Annotated in this window: 9 protein-coding genes; all 9 read right to left on the bottom strand. The window is 44.2% G+C overall.

What is annotated here, in order from left to right:
* Positions 1–12 precede the first annotated feature (12 nt).
* Positions 13–2,031: a glycoside hydrolase family 127 protein gene (locus HMAT_RS15995; RefSeq protein WP_104384039.1), complete on the bottom strand. Its 2,019-nt coding sequence runs from the start codon at positions 2,029–2,031 to the stop codon at positions 13–15.
* Between the two features lie 7 nt (positions 2,032–2,038).
* Positions 2,039–5,440, bottom strand: a complete 3,402-nt coding sequence (locus HMAT_RS15990) for a glycosyl hydrolase (RefSeq protein ID WP_104383835.1) — start codon at positions 5,438–5,440, stop codon at positions 2,039–2,041.
* Between the two features lie 149 nt (positions 5,441–5,589).
* Positions 5,590–8,910: a glycoside hydrolase family 2 TIM barrel-domain containing protein gene (locus HMAT_RS15985; RefSeq protein ID WP_104383834.1), complete on the bottom strand. Its 3,321-nt coding sequence runs from the start codon at positions 8,908–8,910 to the stop codon at positions 5,590–5,592.
* Entirely contained in the window at positions 8,888–11,047 is a 2,160-nt protein-coding gene (locus HMAT_RS15980; protein WP_104384038.1) for a trehalase family glycosidase, read from the bottom strand. Before HMAT_RS15980 ends, HMAT_RS15985 begins: the two co-directional genes overlap by 23 nt.
* Before the next feature lie 130 nt (positions 11,048–11,177).
* Complete coding sequence (fucP, locus tag HMAT_RS15975) at positions 11,178–12,473, bottom strand: L-fucose:H+ symporter permease (protein ID WP_104383833.1); 1,296 nt, start codon at positions 12,471–12,473, stop codon at positions 11,178–11,180.
* Positions 12,474–12,484: 11 nt separating this feature from the next.
* Complete coding sequence (locus HMAT_RS15970) at positions 12,485–12,937, bottom strand: MaoC/PaaZ C-terminal domain-containing protein (RefSeq protein WP_104383832.1); 453 nt, start codon at positions 12,935–12,937, stop codon at positions 12,485–12,487.
* A gap of 36 nt (positions 12,938–12,973) precedes the next feature.
* Entirely contained in the window at positions 12,974–14,047 is a 1,074-nt protein-coding gene (locus HMAT_RS15965; RefSeq protein ID WP_233789379.1) for a Gfo/Idh/MocA family protein, read from the bottom strand.
* Positions 14,044–15,267 carry an extracellular solute-binding protein gene (locus HMAT_RS15960; protein WP_104383831.1) on the bottom strand — a complete coding sequence of 408 codons (1,224 nt, stop codon included), beginning with the start codon at positions 15,265–15,267 and terminating at the stop codon, positions 14,044–14,046. The genes HMAT_RS15965 and HMAT_RS15960 overlap by 4 nt, the downstream gene beginning before the upstream one ends.
* Positions 15,260–16,402, bottom strand: coding sequence for a CaiB/BaiF CoA-transferase family protein (locus HMAT_RS15955; protein WP_104383830.1), 1,143 nt, complete (start codon positions 16,400–16,402; stop codon positions 15,260–15,262). The genes HMAT_RS15960 and HMAT_RS15955 overlap by 8 nt, the downstream gene beginning before the upstream one ends.

The following is a 16,402-nucleotide window of genomic DNA, read 5'->3' as shown; positions in this document are numbered from 1 at the left end:
AAATTTATCGTTTTAAAAAACTGGCATCCAAACGCTCATATCACCAAATGTACGGTTTCCCCAAGCAAAATAGGGCACTAAACGTACCGGAACAGTCTCCTGCTTTCCATCAGATGTTTTCCGGTACAGCGAATTCCATTTCGTGCTATTTGTACGATAGGCTTTTCCTTCCAACAGGACAATATCCTGTCCTAAGATATTTTCGTTCCTTAGCGTAAAATGTTCGCCTTGTTTCATTTTCAGATCAAAGATATTGACATCCGCAGCTACATCCTGCTTTTCCAGACAGTAAACCACAGGCCCCCGCATGACCGCAACTTGGTTACGTGTTTCCTCAACAAGAGGATTTGATTCCATCAAAGAAACCGTCATAGGTAATCTAATTTCGATGCGATCACCCTTTTTAAGTGATCCAGCTAAAATCGCATAGCCTTTCTCTATCAGCGCGTCCACCTTTATCTTGTTTTTCCATATTTCTGCCTTACCAGCCCAACCTGGCACCCGTAGTTTCAAGGTATAGTTGGAAGGAAATTCTTTTAGGGTGAAGGCGGCAGATCCTTCCCATGGGTAGCTGGATTCTTGTATAATGTTGATATGTTTGCCTTGGTATGTTGTATTCAATTCATTTCCGCCATACAGGTTGACCGCAACAGCATCTGTGGATAGTCCGTAAGCATAGTTGGCTACTTCTGCAATCGTACGAACGATATTGGGTGGACAACAATTAGACAACGAGATATAAGGAACCCGTTTTTTAGACCAGCGCTGCTGGAACGGAAGATCGGATGAATAACTCAATGGATTGGTATACAAAAATTTGTCACCATCTAAACTGATCCCAGACAGCACACTGTTATAGAGTGCCAATTCCAATACATCGATGTATTTTGCATTGCCAGTGAAATTTGCCATACGCCAATTCCACAACATATTGCCAATATTTGCGCAGCTCTCATTATGCGCCGTTAAGTTGGGCAATTGATAATCCCGCCCAAATGCCTGATGGATTTTCTGTACCTCACTGGGATTATAGGAAGTTCCGTCGGGTGAGGTGCCATCATAGAGCGATCCAAGACCACCAGTAATATACATCTTGTGCTTAGTGACGTCATCCCAAATTTCAAAAAGGCGGTTGCTCAGTGTGGTATCTGCAATCTCAGCACATAAATCCGCAACACCAGCATAGAGGTAGCTTGCCCGCACGGCATGTCCCGTGGCTTTATGCTGCTTGCGGAACGGGATACGGTCCTGATTGTCGTCAGTACCATCCTCAATCTCACCTTTAATATCGATCAAGTGCTTGGCAAGTTCAAGGTATTTTTTGTCTTTGGTCGTCCGATAAAGTTCTACAGTACCCATATAATGAGAGGGACAAATAGCATTCCGCGCCAAGGTCGGATTGGATTTTTTATAAAATCCATACAGGTAGTCAGCTGCTTTGATTGCGATATCCAACAACTCACGTTGTCCGGTCGCCCGATAATGTATACATCCTGCAGTCATCAAATGCCCGATATTATAGGATTCAAAGCTCAGCCGATCTTGAAACTCAATATTTTGTCCCGATCGCTGCTGGTCAATTGTCGCCTTGGTATAAATATAGCCATCGGCACGTTGCGCTTTGCGAATAACGGGAATAACTTCATCTAGCATGTGAAGCAGCTTTTTATCTTTTGTCTGGGCATATAGTGCGCAGACAGCTTCCAATGTTTTGTAAAAATCGCCGTCATGAAAGGATGGCCCTGTATGTTCTCCTTTTTCCAAACCGGCCGCAATTTCGAAATTCCGATAGGCGTGACTGATGGAAGCATCTGTATAAACGTGCCAGAGTTGTGGCACCATCTGCTCATAGCATGACTTTGTACGATCGGCCCAAAAACCTTTGGTCCATTGCACATCCCCCATATCGACCGCTTGCTGAACGGCATAAGGGCTTGCACCGGTATTTGTAATAGACTTTTCCTGGGCCTGGACCTGCCAGCCCGTCGCGAAGAAGATACCCAGGATCATTAGTTTGTGCTTCGTATTCATGATTTCTTTATTTTGCATCTAGCCATAATAATTCAACTTTCCCCTGCAAGCCCGAAGGCAGCAAGCCTTTCAGAAACTTGTCCGATGCCGTCGTTTTTATTTTCTTTTCTGCAGCGGGCTTTTCTTTTTCGTACAGCAAGCGATTGCCCCAGGTGTTGTACACTTTCACCCTGATCTTGTTATCACCTTGCCGGATAAAATCAGTCACATCGATCTGATAAGGTTTGGTCCAGACAACACCGGCAGACTGTTCATTGACAAAAATTTCAGCCATGGATTCGATCTCCGAAAATTCCAAATAAGCACGCTGTTTTTTACCAATTGCATGAACACGCAACGTTGTCTCATAGCTTCCAGAGCCAACATGGTATTTAGTTTCATTGTCTGTACTGCTTGTCCAAAACTGAGGTTCCTGCTGTTTAAGCGTTTGCTTGTCGTGCAGGCCATCAGCCGTGAATGACCAAGGTTCTGTCAAGGCTGTTTTCCCGAATAACTGATAGGTTGGTACATCAATCTTTTTATCAGTGGTCAACACAAAGCTGGATTGATAGGCTTCAAATGACAAGTCAACAACTGTCCTATCCTTGATCACATTGAACGGTAGAACCGCTAGTTTGTCGCTTACTGGATCGTAACGGTATGCATATCGGTCTTTTGTCCGTAAAGACAAAGTCGCTCTTTGCCTTAGGCTGTCTTGATTGGCCACAAAAAACAAATGGCCGCCAGCGAAATGGCGATGGTTCCAGGAAATATGCGGATTATCCCCTTCGTTGATCAGCACATCCGGAGCGATATTTATTGGACTAAAATCTTTGGCTTCATAGTGTCCAACAAGCACTCGCCCTTTTCCGAGTTGTTTAACTTGTAATGTTGTATTTGTGAATGGCGCGAGGTTGCTAAATAATTCTTCAAGCAAACTGCGATACTGTTGTACTTTTTCATCCGTCAATTTGCCCCGCCAGGTCTGTGGTATATCTTGAAAAAGCACCGTAGCCCCTTGATTGACAAGACTCCTGATGCGATCTAAGGTACGAAGGGAATATTGGCTACCATTCGGATTTAATGCTGTTTCTCCAGGCATCACAAGTAAAGAGTAAGCAATATGATTCGCAAAAATCACCTTACCATCCTGTACCCTCGTCTGGTTCCAAAGCGCATCGGGATTGAAGGAATCATAGGCATAGCCGCGTAGCGGATCAACCCAATCTTCGGGCCTATACATATTCGCTCCTGTGGTCACGCCCGCAACTTTCTGCATCGGTAAGCCGACATTGGCCAACAGAGAATCTGTTCGATGTACACGTGCATCACCGATAATACCAGGCAACATATCGACTAAAGCACTTGGGAGCAAGGATCTTCGAGGGATCTCTTCGCCAATAAACACAGCTACATCACGTACGGGTACCCCGTGTTGTAAGAGCTGTTGTGCCCGGATTGCATAATTCACCCATTCTTTACCGGGTTTCCACCAGGTTTGATCGCGCTGAAAATAGGTTCCAATACCATCCATGGTCATACCAGGTTTGCGGTCCATCCAGGGATTATGCACATACACATGGTAGACTAGGTTGTTGATTCCCAAGGCATAATTTCTATCCTGAAGACTTTTCAGGAGTCGTGGATGTTCGTCCCATTGGGCCCGAATCTGGGTAAAGGCTTCGGACATAGTCACCTGTTTGCCATAAATATGGCTTCCAGAAATGGCATCCAGGATATCAGCAGGTTTATCGTGCGAAGGGCTTCTGAGCCAAAACTCGCCCATCGGACGATCGGTTGAAGCAAAATGGGCTAGCCCGTCACCGACCATCACAGGAGCCGTAGCTTCGGCCGTAAATTCGACACCGTATTCATCCGCTTTCTGACGTAATGTAGCATAGCCTTTCTCCTGCAACAGCTCACTGATGGTCTGTCTGTAATCTTGCAAAAAGGCTTCGGAATCTTCTACATTATTGACAAAACAACCCGCCAAAACAGGAAGATAGTCGGTCAAGTCATAACCTCGACGTTTCAAAAACTCGTTTGGAAAACTTCGGGTCCAGTTTTGACTGCCACATTCCCAAGAATCAATATGAAATACCGTGAGGACTTCTTTAGATAACTGCGGATCTACATGCTTTTTAGCTGCCCCAAACCACTGGTCAAATTGAAAAGCGACAGTAGCCGCATCGAGTTTATCACACTCTAAGCCTTTACCAGCACCTGCAGTCTCGTTTTTATGTCCTGTGGAGGTATGTCCAACACGCAATATTTTCCACTTTCCTGCCGGTAATGTCAGGTCGACATGACCTGCTTGGTCGGGACTGGGCAAACGGATGAGCTGTTGCTGTCCGACAATAGCGTCTTTGGCTACGGCGCTTCGTTCAGAGTTTTTTCCTACACGCCAGATTTCCCCTGTCTTTCCTTCGATCTGATTGACCTGCGCTTCTTCAAACAGACTGATGCCGTTTAATTTTAGCGAAGGTTTCCATTTACCGGAGTCGAGGTCTTCGGCTCCAGGCTCACTGCCCACGGGATCGTAGACAAAACGGAAATATTTTGCTCTGGTATAGGGAATCAGGTGGGTGACGCCATTATCCCAGTCCAACCAGCCCATTCTTGGGGATTCTAATTGTGTAATCTTCCGAAAATTTAGGCCATCATCGCTAGCCCAAACTTGCAAACGGTTCGCTTGGTAGTTGGATGCTGTCCATTCAATTTTCAATGAATTGCAAGGGAAGGGCTGATCAAATGCATACTGTATCCAACCGGACGCAGCTGTTGCAAAATTTTGTTTATTCCCTCTTTCAGCCAATCGTTTTAGATCTTCGCCATAGCTATTGGATACGTGGACCTTCTCCGTAAAGCTTTTTCGCGGCGAATGTGTCAGTGGTATCGCAAATAAGGCAATATCCTCGTAATAGCCTTGTTGGGTTTGTGGTTGTGGCAATTGAACACTACGCAGCCGCTCCCCCTTGCTATCGATTACGGTATCGGCATGCACGACTTTCTGCATCGACTTCTCGGGACTGATCCATGGTCCCCCCGCGGTTGCAAATCCATCATTGGGCAATAAAGCTATTTTTACTCCGTATTTTTTTGCTTCACGGACGATATATTTGAACATATCCCACCATGCTGGTGTCAACGTCTCTGTCGGCGGATCAAAAAGAGGCGGATTGGTTTTGCCCTTGATCGGTGCTAGATAGGCTCCTGCGATCTTATTTTCTGCCATCGCTTTCAGATCCGCAGTAATCCCTTCCTTGGAATAGCTGGCATGCATAAAGTACCAAAATACCCAAGGTTTTGCCTGTTCAAATGAATGTTGATCCAAAGGAACTAATGCCGTTGGAATACCTTTAATCTGTGCATTACCGCTCAAACAGCCAAAAAGAAGACTTGTCCCTAATAGCAACTTAATCCTCGTCATATCTTATCTTGTTCTTTAAAGCTATCCAAAAAGGTTGGACAGCTTATTTCTTTCAATTTTGAATGTATCTCCCTTATCGCGTCATTTCAACTAGTCGACTCTTACAGGGTTTAACTTTACTTACTGGATATCTTCCTGCGAATCTTTATTTAATTAGATTTTACAAAATCCTTGATCGATTGCTTCAAATCCGTCGGAATCAAATAAAAGGAATAGTTGTAGTCTTTTGCCTGAATTTGATATTTTTCCAACGGTTGCGATACATCTGTCCAAGTATCATTTCCGCCAATACCCATCTGTTTTAAGTCGACATTTAAGGTAATCTTATCTTCTTTCTTCAATTTAAACCAGTGTTTTGCTTCGACGATTGCTTTTTGTGAATAAGGCCAGGCACTCATATACAGCGGCTGCTCGCCGACAACCAAGAGACCAGCATTTTTATTTTGGAGGTGCATCCAACGAACATCCATCCGATTTCCGTTCTCCTGCGGATAAAGATAGTGTTCCATGAATTGATCGATGTTCATGTGATAAACACCGAGATCAAAACCATAGGCACGATCAGGGTAGTTTTCCATTGGCCCTAGGCCATAATATTGGATATCTTCAAATGTAGGATTGATCCCCATTTGAAGACCGACTTTCGGGATATTGGGGAGTCCAGCCTCAACCTGCAACTGGTAGTTTACTGACACAATACCTGGATTTTTCACGATATAGAGCACTTTTACTCGCGCAGAATCACCTGGTAGCGCATACAATGCCTCTACTTCGTAATCTTGATCCTTCGCTTGTGCGGTTACTGACACTAATTTTGGGGCGCTGTACCAGTATTTTAGTTTTTTATCTGGTTTCCAGCCCCGGCGGTCATTGTCCGTACCCGGGCGTGTAAAGCTTGGCCGAATGGCATCTTTGATCATTTCCTGTCCCTTGTAATTAAACGCAGTCAAACTTCCAGTCGATTTGTCAAAGCTAACCTGAAAAGCTTTGCCTGCGATCTGATACTTATCAGCAGTTTCTGTCTTGATCAATTTAACTCCTTTGTATGATAAAGGTTGCAGGACATTGGATTGTTCCTGCAATCGAACCTGCGATGAGGAGACTACAAATCCTGCTGGTCCCCATGCTGTCGCTTCCCGTAAACGAAATTGAATATCGAGCTGATATTCCTGATCTGCGGCACGCTTGAAAGGTAAATATTTGTCAAAGTTTACCTGTGCAGAATCGCCTGCGGCCAGATTCATGGCTGATATAGGCACTTCTTTCACCAGCAACCCATTTCTGCGGAATAATAAGACAGCATCATAATGATTTAGGTTGAGCACCGCTGATCTATTTTTGACTTGTACCGTGGTCTTTTCTGGATCAACCAAAGTGATCTCTGCAGGTTGATAGATTCGTTTATTCTCATACATCGCCGCTTTTGGTCGCCCCCAGGCATCGGTGATACCATTCAAGCTAAAAGCGCCATTGTGTACTTTTTCGCCAAAATCGCCACCATAGGCCAATACTTTACCGTAAACAGAATCCTTACGGATCAATGCCTGATCTTTGTAATCCCAGATAAATCCACCGATCAAACGTGGGTTGGAACGAAATATGTCCCAAAAATCGCGAATATTTCCGGTCGAGTTACCCATAGAATGGGTATATTCAACAAAGAGAATCGGCCGATTATCACCATTATTTTGATTTAGCAAGAGCGCGGGCGTGAAAATGCCCGGATAAAACCGCGACACGATATCGACATAATATTGGTCCTTTATATTCTGAATCCGGTGCGAGTGATCGTTGGATTTTGGATAACGTGGATCCGAAGGATCGATATAACCCGGTAGTTGGTGGCTTCCCATTGCCGGCTCGTAATGTACAGGACGTGTGATGTCGAAATCATGGATCCAGGCGGCCATAGCGGCTGTATTCGGACCTCTTCCAGATTCATTGCCCAACGACCAGATGATAATGGAAGGATGATTCTTGTCCCGTTCCACCATGCGTGTGACACGTTCCTGAAGTGCCGCCAGCCAGGAGGGATCGTTCATGAGTTTTCCACCAAGTCCATGGGTCTCCATATTAGCTTCATCCATCACCATAATACCATAACGGTCACAGAGCTCATAGATGTAGGGATCATTCGGATAGTGAGAAGTCCGGATGGCATTGAAATTAAATTGTTTGATCTGGCGAATATCCGCTTCCATATCCTCCCGTGTCAGTGCCTTCCCGCGTTCGGGATGGTGATCATGACGGTTGACACCATAGAGGTAGGTCGTTTTACCATTGATCAGGAGTTTGCTATCGTTTGGAGAGAAAGCGATGCTCCGAAACCCTACTTGACAGGTCTTCGCTTCGAGCAAACGATTTTCTTTGTCGTAAAGCGTCAGTACCAAACGGTAGAGATTAGGTTCTTCGGGCGACCATTTTTTTGGACTCCGGATCGTTGTTTCTAACAGGCCAAATTTGACATTATCCAATCTCGGATAGATCTCATCAAAGATGGTTGAAGCCTCTTTTTCCAATGGCTTTGCCAAAATAGGCTTATTGTTGCTATCATAAAGCTGTGCTTTCAGCTTGTAGCCACTGATGCTATCGCCCGAAAAATTATCGATTTTTGGACGAATGGAGAGTTTGGCATCTTGATAAGCGGCATCTAATGTTGCTTGCCAATGAAAATCAGCGATGCGCACTTTTGGCTCGGCCATCAAAAACACCTCCCGATGAATACCGCTCATACGCCAATGGTCCTGATCTTCGAGATAAGATGCATCACTCCAACGCAAGACTTGGATAGAGATGCGATTTTTACCTTTTTTAAGATAGGGTGTGGCATTAAATTCAGATGGCAAGCAGGAGTCTTCCGCATAACCTACGTATTTGTCATTAATCCACAACTGATAAGCTGAGATAACACCGCCAAAGTGTAAGGTAATGTTCATTCCATCCCATGATTCGGGCAATTCGAATGTTTTTTGATAAGAGCCCACACCATTATAGTCTTTGGGAATGCGCGGTGGATCAATTGGGCTAAATGGATAGACTGCCGAACGGTAAATGGGAATATCATAGTCTTTCATCTCCCAATTGGAAGGCACTTGGATTTTGTCCCAGCCTTTGACTTCGGATAAATGAAAATCTTTAGGTGCTTCAGCCGGTTTAAAGGCAAATTTAAAATCCCATTCGCCATTTAAAAAGAGCATTCGTTTATTGCTCGCCCGGTCATTCTTCAAAGCTTCTTCCACTGTCGCATAGGAATAGCCCGTCGCACGTGAGGGATCCCGATTGATCGATGTAATCATCGGATTTTCCCATGGTGCAGCGATTTGTCCATTCGGCACTGGCGGGATGACCGCCGGTTTTCCGTCGACCGTTTGCGCCTGTACCGAAATTGCTGACAATGACAACAACAGGGCAACACTCAGCTTAGATACAACTATTTTTTTATATAACCTAGTATTTGTAATCGACTTCATATGCTATTCCTTTTTCCAAAACGAGCTCATAGTCGTTTCCTGAGATATGTTTTACTTGACCTTGTTTCACACGTGGAACAACTTTGCTCCGCAGTTTTAATATCCCCGTTCCAACAGGTGATTTTACCTTGATTTTATTTTTCGACACGTAAAGTTCAATCTCACCCTCTGGTGTTGGTATTTTTCCCTCCATCCACGTTAAGGATGCCAAATAGGGCTTGATTTCGTACTGCGAATACCCCGCAGCCGTTGGTTGTATACCGAGATAATACTTGCCCAGCAAATAGATCGGGCTTGCTCCCCACGAATGACAAAGGCTCTTACCAAAATCTCTTCCATACATCGCATAGTGTTCGGCTCCTTTTTTCGCTGGATTAAATTCTTCCCAGAAGGTCGTCGCACCGAGTTTTAGCATACCGCCCCAATAGTCTTTCATTTCTTTCATCACATAGTCCTTTTCGCCAAGTTCACACAAAGCTTCAAGTTCGTAGTAACGCATATAAGGTGTGGTAATCTGTTGTACCTGATCATTTAACAAGACATTAGCTTTCACGCCTGCCTGTTGCTGTTCGTTCAGATAATTAAAGAAAATCGCAAACATATTGCTGTAGCGTGTCACGTTATCGGTTTGCTTACCATCAATACGACTATGTGCAAAGGCTTTTTTCTGATCGTTCCAATAATAGGCAAATAGCTTATCTTTGAGTTGTTGAGCTTCTTGTTGATAGTATTGGTTGTCTTTCGGCTCACCAACCAAATCGGCACACTTCGCCATGGTTTCGAGACTGCGGCACAGCAATAATTGTTCAAAGCTCACTTCCCCTTGCTTGCTGAGACCTTCGGCCCAGTCAATAAATACCCAATCGCCAGCTAAACCTTTCATCAAACCATCGCTATTTCTTCTATCCAAACAAAACTGCATCAGACTTTTCATACGTGGATAGATGCCTGCTATAAATTCCTTATCACCGGTATAACGGTAATAATCTGCGATACTCAAAAACCAATAGAAGGTATAATCCATAATGGTGTTGATATGGCTGATTGTAGGCTCTTTACCCCGTAACGCTAAAATAGTTCTCTTGACGGCTTCGGAATCAAAACCCAAATAGTAATTCATGGCATACGATTGATAGGCGTCACCACTCCAGATCCACCGATCACGTTTGATGCCATCAATAAAAAACTCACGTGTGGTTAGTTCCATGGTATATTTGGCAACATCCCATATCTTGTTTAATTCATTATCGGAACTACGAAAGAATCCGCGATCTGCAGCTGGTAAGTATTCATATTCCATGGATATTTGATCAAACTTTACCGATCCTTCGGGTTCTAAATAAACAAAGCGGAAGGCTTTGGATAGATCGAGTGTACTATCTTGTGGTTGTTGGTTGTGTACCTCAAGTAAATCGATGGTCTCACTGGTTTTCGTCGAAAGTGCCTCCTCTCGTGATTCGCCATAATAGATGTTCAGGCGACCTGTCCCCACCAGCTTATGCAGGGTAAGAAAACCAAATGTGTTTTTCCCGAAATCGACCAAGATACCATTGCCTTGTTTTTCTTGCGAAAGCGCTTGTTGTGGTTTCACGGGCAATTTAAACGTGGATGGTCGAGCTGTTGGTCCGTTAAAGTTCCATTTACCGGCCTTAACATAGGTTGTTCCAGATTGATCAGACGCTTTACCTGTCTCATCAATCCATTCCTTATCTTCATAGGTTGCGTTCCAATCACTATCTGTCGTTACGTTTTTCCCTGCAACATACAGCGCGGGAACATTTCCTTGATTGTAAACTTTAATATTGATTTTTTGCTTTCCCTTTTGAAGCTGCACTTTAGTAGGTGCCCCTGGAAGCATTTTCCCATTGATCTTGACATTATATTTGCCTTCGGCATAGATACTGATTTCTTCATCAGCAGGCAAATCAAATTCTTTACTGAACTCGACAAGAACATAGTGACTATCCATCTTCCAAAACGGTGGAAAGAAGGTTCCTCTGTCCGTACGACGATTTTGCATGTTGTTGCTCAGCCACACTTCATAATCTCCAGGATACCAGATCCAGGTACTTGCCTGTTGTGCAAATGCTGTCGTTGCTGCAATTAAACAACCTACAATTAAAATAATTTTATTCATATTCGAATCATTGTTAATCAATTCACTAACACCAAAACCAACGTTAACTTCGGCGGTATACGTGTTTTTCACTAGTAAAACACGCGCTATATTTTTTTCAATTGCTCACCAAAATACACGGTGAGACAACTTAGGCTTCTGCCGGTTTATATCCTTTCAGTGCAAACCATAAAATAACAAGATAACAGACCAAAGGTACACTATAACCAATCTGCGTATTATCATGCAGCGCATCAATAATATTTCCGGTCACAAAGGGGAATACGGCTCCACCGACAATTGACATAATCAACCAAGAAGAGGCTTGTTTCGTCTCGTTTCCGAGTCCAGCAATACCCAAAGAAAAAATCGTAGGAAACATAATTGACATAAAGAAACCAAGTCCACCTAGCGCATACAAGATGACCATACCTGTCCCCAAAATGGCTACAGTTGCCAATATAGCGCAACAAACGGCATAAATAGCCAATAAACGCTGGGCTGTCGTATAACGCAACAATAGGGTACCGACGAAACGTCCGCCCATAAAGAGCAAACCATATACACCTAGGAAATACCCCGCAGTCTTCTCATCGACACCGGCTCCCTGCTGTGCCATACGAATAAAAAAACTGGTCACACAAACCTGCGCTCCAACATAGAAAAACTGCGCGATTACAGAAAAACTCAAATGCTTATGTCGAAGTACTGCAAATAAACCAGACTTTTGCGCCTGCTCTCCTTCCGTCTTTTCACCTTGAATTTCAGGTAGTTTAACAAACAAAAAGACTAGAGCTACGACTAACAAGATTAAACCTAATATTAAATAAGGCATTTTTACGGAAGACGCTTCATGAAGCAGATACGCTAACCGATTGCTATCCGTCATAGCCGCCAGTTCCGTTTCTGAATAGCTCGTACCCGACAAAATAAAGGTGGTACCTACAACTGGAGCAACCATTGCCGCCAATCCATTAAAAGAGGCCGCCAAATTAAGCCGATGTGTTGCTGCTTCGGGCTTACCCAAAACTGCAGCATAAGGATTAGCAGCTGTTTCCAATAAGGCTAGTCCACAACCAATAATAAATAATGCCAGCAAGAAGAGCTCATACATACGGTGATCTGCCGCAGGGATAAATAGAAATGCACCGACGGAGAAAGTAACCAATCCTATAATAATAGACAGTTTATACCCCCATTTGCGCAAAACATAACCCGCCGGCAGTGCCATAATGAAATAAGCGAAGAAAACTGACGTATCAACCAGTGCCGACTGGCTATTATTCAACTGACAGGCTTTTTTCAAATGCGGGATCAGAACGCCATTTAAATTATGGGCCATACCCCATAAAAAAAACAGACTGACAATCAGAATAAACGGAAGCAGATACCCCTTAGTAGAAGCTGCCCCGGTTAACTTGATCGGTGTTTTTGTACCAATTTCCATGTGATGATAGGTTAAATTGAAACTTCCTTGCGTTTTGCCAATAGGATATGGTCTGCGACCAATACCACCACACCGTGTTGATTGATAATTTCAACATGCTCAACTACGGTACCGAATTCAGGCTTTTTTGCATCGGATTTTTCAGAAATAGTCACCTCAGCGTGGATGGTATCGCCAATAAATACGGGCTTGACAAAACGAAGGCGATCGTAGCCTTTGGAAAATGCTTCCGGATTAATGACTGAGGCCGTCAATCCGATACCAATCGCAAAGATCATTGTTCCGTGCGCAATACGTTGTCCAAAAGGTTGGGTCTTGCACCATTCCGCATCGAGGTGATGGGGGAAGAAATCACCTGTATGTCCGGCATGAACAACAAAATCTGTTTCGGTAATCGTGCGGCCCAATGTTGTCCGTTTATCGTTTAATATATAATCTTCAAAAAAAATAGATTCGAAATGCATAATTTAATTTATTGTTGGTTTTAAGGCTTTGTTTCTTTATCCTTTTGCGATCGGTTGCCCCCCTTGAGCACTGCTTTGATAAGCAGCCTCTACGACGGCCATGGTATGGATTACATCTTCAACCGCAGCTGGTAATACCGCTATTTCACCCAGCTTAAAACGCATCAAGCTACCCATGCTGCCGATGAAAGCATCGGGAAACCAAGTTCCCTCGATCGGGTAAGCCACCCATTCCGGTTGGCTGCCATCTGTTGGCTTAATACAATATTCAAACACATCGGATACCCCATGTGGATAATCCATCAGCAAACCCATCGTCGCTTTGATAGCCCCCTTGGTACCTTCCCATTTGATATAGCTTTCCTCATGTTTTGGCCCAAATTCATGGTCATGATTGGTATTTACAACAGCGTGTAGTGTGTCTCCATAATCAAATAGCAAGGTGGTCCTGCTGGATGATAAGGCTTTGGCCGGGTGCTTTAATGTTTTTGCATACACCGACTGCGGATTGCCCAAAAATGAGCGGATCAAATCGATATAATGAACACTGTGGTACAGAATTTCTAAGCGTGGATGTACCATCACATGCGGAAAAAGCTGCCAAGGTGTATGTACCGATACCCGTACTTCCATATCATACAGTTCACCGATATGGCCTTGGTCGATCAACCAGCGTGCGGCATTGACAAAGGGTGTCTGACGAAGCTGACAATTGATCGCAGCAACCAAGCCCTTACGTTGACAGACTTCTAATATCGCCTGACTATCCGCATAATAATCACCCATTGGCTTCTGAATCAATACAGCCGCGCCATGAGGCAATGCCTCCAAGGTTTCGATAAATTTATTGGGCATAATGGTTACATCATAAACCGCATTTTCGGGAGCCTGTGCGACGGCATCTTCCACCGTATCGTAAACATGTGGAATACCAAATTCTACTGCCAGTGCTTCTGCTTTCGCCTTTGTACGATTGACAATACCATGCACATGAAAGCCTGCTTTACGATAAGCCGGGAGATGCGCATCTTTCACTATACCACCTGCACCTATAATAATAATCGGCAAAGCAGTCTGGGGTAAAATCGTTTTATAAGGGATATCTATCATAACCATGCATTTATTTTTTCCTGTGCTTTTGTTAATAAAGAAAGACTACTTTCATCAGTCTTAATCGCAGCAATTACAGTATCATCGATGATATGTGCAATCTGAGGCCAGTTGGCCAAGCGCGGTAATGTACGTGCAGTATCGTGCAATTCAGCCAATTTATTATAAAAGGGTATCATCTGATTGATTTCGGAATCATACCAGGTGGAGTAACGACAGCCTACTCCTCCTTCGACAGTGAGCAGCTTATCTTGTTGGCGTCCGACTGCAAAACGTATAAAGTCATAAGCTAACGGCTTATGACGACTACCTTCTGGAATTGCATACAACCAATACACATTTAATGAGGGGGACATTCCCCCTTCTGCTGAAGGAATAGCTGCTACATCTACCTTACCTTTTACGGCCGAGGCGGTATCAATCTGTGCCCAGGATGCAAAACCAAACCAATTGACCATCATAGCGACTTCACCCCGCGCAAAGGCAGCACCAGCCTGCACTGATTCATAATTGGCCGATTCGGGATGCAATCCGCTATCCTTCATAAATAAACTACGATAGAAATCCAATGCATCTACAGCCAATGGCTGATCCAACTGAACTGGTACGTCGCCTTGCTGCAAATCTCCACCGCGGGACCAAAGTTGAATACAGAAATCAAATACCGCATTATGCCCGTCCGGGTAGCCTGCAAACACTGTCCCGTACAAGTTATCTTCAGGACGCGTAAAAAATGCTGCAACAGTCAAAAAATCAGCCCAGGTTTTTGGAATTGCCAAAGGTTTTCCGTGGCGTACCTGAAAACGCATCTGTTCTTGCGAATCTTCAAATAAATCTTTTCGAATAACCAGGCATTCGGGACCATCATGAAAAGGCAAACCAAATATTTGCTCGTCAAAACGCTGTAAAGCTTGTAAGCTTTCTGGCCAAGCCCCTTTCAGGTCTTCCGGTGGATTTTGTACGATCATACTATCCAGTGCCAACAAACCCTCGGTTTCATAGGCACGTGCAACCCAATCGGTATTGATGTGAATGATATCCCAATCGCCATTATTAAGGCCTTTCTTTTCAAAGAAAGCTGCTGTTAATTCCTCTAAATCCAGCGGAACAAACTCCATCTCCACATCCGATGGATATACCTCCTGATAAGCTGCCCAACATTTCTCCATGGCACGCTCAAAGGGTTCAAATTTCCGGACAGCAAAACGTAACTTATCCATACAGTTCCTCCAATATTTTAGCTGTGTGCTCACCAAGTTTGGGCGACCCTTTTGCGGCGGTCAACCACTCGCCATCGATGCGAATGGGACAACGGGTGGTCTCATAACGGAAGCCATCGCCCATCGTTACTTGCTGTAACATGTCTAATATTTTAAAAGCATCATGTTCGGTCAGACGACGCCAATCCAAGACATCGGCGCACCAGATATCCGCTGCTTCCAGTATCTCCAGCCAATGTCCGGTACCTGCTGTCGTCAGGTGCTCGGCTAAAATGGCCTTAATGGCATCTCTCTCCCGAAAAGCTTGCTCTCCGTCAGCAAAACCTTCTAATGACTTACAATTCAGTAATTTACCAAGAAAAGAAATGGAGCCCATCGCAAGGGCCAGAAAACCATCCTGCGTACGATACACCCCATAAGGTGCTGCCAAATATGCATGTGCATTGCTCACTTCGCTACGTTGTGGCAACAATTTGCCATCACGAAAATAGGTTGTGACGGCCTCAAATTGTATATCCACAGCAGAATCCAACATGCTGACATGAACATGCGCTCCTATCCCTTGCATCGCTCGACGGTACAGGCAGGCCAATACGGCACTACATAGATTGGATCCGGCAAACATGTCCACAACTGAAAGTCCCATGGCTACTGGACCATTATTTGCATCGCCACTCAACCAAGTCATCCCGGTAAGCGATTGCAATAATAAATCCTGGCCAGGCCGCTTCACCCAGGGTCCTTCTTTTCCATATCCCGAGATCTCTCCATAAATTACCGTCGGATTGATCTCTCGGACACCTGCATAGTCAAAGCCCAAACGTTCCATGACACCTGGACGAAAATTGTGCAACACCACATCTGCCCGCGCGATTAAATCACGTATAATCTGTTTGTCGGATTCGCTTTTCAAATCCAACACCATACTTTCTTTATTCCGATTAATGGCATGAAACACTGTTGAAGTACCATTCAATATCGTATCAGAGGTATATAATTGCCTGCAAATATCACCCGTCTCCGGTTTTTCTATTTTTATAACTCGCGCGCCTAAGTCAGCTAGCCGTAAACTTGCTAATGGGCCGGATAAAAATTGACTAAAGTCGACTACGGTATAACCTGCTAGTGGTAACAT

The organism is Sphingobacterium sp. HMA12 (genome assembly GCF_002933815.1).
Taxonomy (GTDB): domain Bacteria; phylum Bacteroidota; class Bacteroidia; order Sphingobacteriales; family Sphingobacteriaceae; genus Sphingobacterium.
Note: the sequence above shows the minus strand (reverse complement) of the source record. Positions and strands in the feature narration are given on the sequence as shown.

Bases quoted from the DNA above. Each gene is read 5' to 3' on its own strand.
- HMAT_RS15995 (WP_104384039.1), bottom strand. From the start codon at position 2,031: ATGAATACGAAGCACAAACTAATGATCCTGGGTATCTTCTTCGCGACG.
- HMAT_RS15990 (WP_104383835.1), bottom strand. From the start codon at position 5,440: ATGACGAGGATTAAGTTGCTATTAGGGACAAGTCTTCTTTTTGGCTGT.
- HMAT_RS15985 (WP_104383834.1), bottom strand. From the start codon at position 8,910: ATGAAGTCGATTACAAATACTAGGTTATATAAAAAAATAGTTGTATCT.
- HMAT_RS15980 (WP_104384038.1), bottom strand. From the start codon at position 11,047: ATGAATAAAATTATTTTAATTGTAGGTTGTTTAATTGCAGCAACGACA.
- fucP (WP_104383833.1), bottom strand. From the start codon at position 12,473: ATGGAAATTGGTACAAAAACACCGATCAAGTTAACCGGGGCAGCTTCT.
- HMAT_RS15970 (WP_104383832.1), bottom strand. From the start codon at position 12,937: ATGCATTTCGAATCTATTTTTTTTGAAGATTATATATTAAACGATAAA.
- HMAT_RS15965 (WP_233789379.1), bottom strand. From the start codon at position 14,047: ATGATAGATATCCCTTATAAAACGATTTTACCCCAGACTGCTTTGCCG.
- HMAT_RS15960 (WP_104383831.1), bottom strand. From the start codon at position 15,267: ATGGATAAGTTACGTTTTGCTGTCCGGAAATTTGAACCCTTTGAGCGT.
- HMAT_RS15955 (WP_104383830.1), bottom strand. From the start codon at position 16,402: ATGTTACCACTAGCAGGTTATACCGTAGTCGACTTTAGTCAATTTTTA.